Below are 1,645 nucleotides of genomic sequence, written 5' to 3'. Positions count from 1 at the left end.
AAAGCCAGCTATAAAGATGTCAAGGAATAAATTGAAAGTTTAGGACGTGATTCTGAAGTGTGATTTTGAAGGAATTTATGTTATTGCTTTTAAAGAAAGGCAACCCAAATAAACCCTGAAAAAACTATTCAAAAAAATAATCTCAATCAGTTTTTAAGTCAGGATTTATATGCACTTCATAAGGTTTTCCTTTTGTCCAAACCGCAAAGATAATATTGACAAGTTTCCGACATACAGCCCCAACGGCTGTTCCATGATGCTTTCCACGTTTTCGTAAGTTTTGATAATAAAGAGACAGCGCAGGATCTCGATTCGAAGCGATAAAGGCCGCTTGCCAAATGGCTCGTCGAAGATATGGAGAACCTCGTTTAGAGAGTTTATTACGCGTACCTGTAAAGTCACCCGATTGATGAACGGAAGCGTCTAAACCCGCAAAGGCAAGCAGTTGATTAGGGCGTTCAAAGCGATGAATGTCGCCCACTTCAGAGAGAATCACAGCTGCTGTAACGGGGCCAATCCCCGTAATCGTGGTTAAATATTGATCTTGGGCGGCAACCAATTCAGCCATTTCATCTTCAACTGTTTTCAGTTGTTCTTCTAAAAGAAGAATCTGCTGAAGTAATAATTGGATTTGAAGTTTATAAACATCGGTTGCGACTCGGATTCCAAAGGAATCTTGCGCTAAATCTCTTAATTGATGAACTTTCTGGGTTGATTTTTCAATGGTTAAACGGCCATTACTGGCTTCATTAAGAAGATCAATCAACTTCTGAGCGTCAATCTCGAGTAAATCTTCAGGCAAGGGGGATTGAAGTAACAATTGGGTGGATGACTTTCCAAACATATCTGAAAAAAGTGTTTCGTATTCTGGAAACACTTGGTCTAAAGATGCAATCACTTTTCTTTTGAGATCAGAAGTTTGGTCAACGATGCTGTAACGGAAACGGGATAATTGCTTTAGGCGTACAATATCTTCGGAAGGCAAATACGTTTGATCGGGTAAATCCATCCGAACCACTTGTGCGATTAACACGGCATCGATGGTATCAGTTTTCGTTTTGCGGATATAGAAGTTGCGGAGAGTATCGGATTGAATGGGATTGAAAGGAACTACATTAAATTCTAAAGCGGTTAGAAAAGAGAATACAGAAAGCCAATAATGTCCAGTAGCCTCTAAACCAATCATGGAGTTATCAGGTAATAAGTCATGGTCATTGATGAATTGCAGTAATTTTTCACTGCCGGCTTTCGTGTTGCTAAACCGAATAGGTTTTCCTATAGGCTTTCCCTGTTCATCAATAATCGCCGCTTCATGGTTTCGTTTCCCAATATCAATACCTACAAAAAACATTCGAATCAACCTTTCTATTAAACATTCAGATAGGGGTTCTCCTCTTAGCTCTATGGACGATATAGCCTCGTGTGAGATTCAGAAACAATGTTCTATCCAGCTCATACATATACTGTCCGTAGAGAAGAGGCGTCAGTCTTTAAAAGGAAGACGAAGCTTCAAGGAGTTTAACTACGACCTCTATCTATACGAAACAATTATAACTCATAAGAGTTACAGGTTTAAGTCAGCCTTAAATGACAAATATAGTAAAAAAAGATTAGCCATTTAAGACTAATCTTATTATACGAGGAG

Annotated in this window: 1 protein-coding gene; it reads right to left on the bottom strand. The window is 38.8% G+C overall.

The window, feature by feature from the left end; genetic code table 11:
- Positions 1 to 142 precede the first annotated feature (142 nt).
- Positions 143 to 1,351, bottom strand: coding sequence for an IS110 family RNA-guided transposase (locus AKA01nite_RS09190; RefSeq protein ID WP_142667594.1), 1,209 nt, complete (start codon positions 1,349 to 1,351; stop codon positions 143 to 145).
- Between the last annotated feature and the right edge of the window lie 294 nt (positions 1,352 to 1,645).

Origin of the sequence: Alkalibacterium kapii (genome assembly GCF_007988865.1) — a bacterium.
GTDB lineage: Bacteria > Bacillota > Bacilli > Lactobacillales > Carnobacteriaceae_A > Alkalibacterium > Alkalibacterium kapii.
This window is presented reverse-complemented; position numbering and strand designations above follow the sequence as displayed.

Bases quoted from the DNA above. Each gene is read 5' to 3' on its own strand.
- AKA01nite_RS09190 (WP_142667594.1), bottom strand. From the start codon at position 1,351: ATGTTTTTTGTAGGTATTGATATTGGGAAACGAAACCATGAAGCGGCG.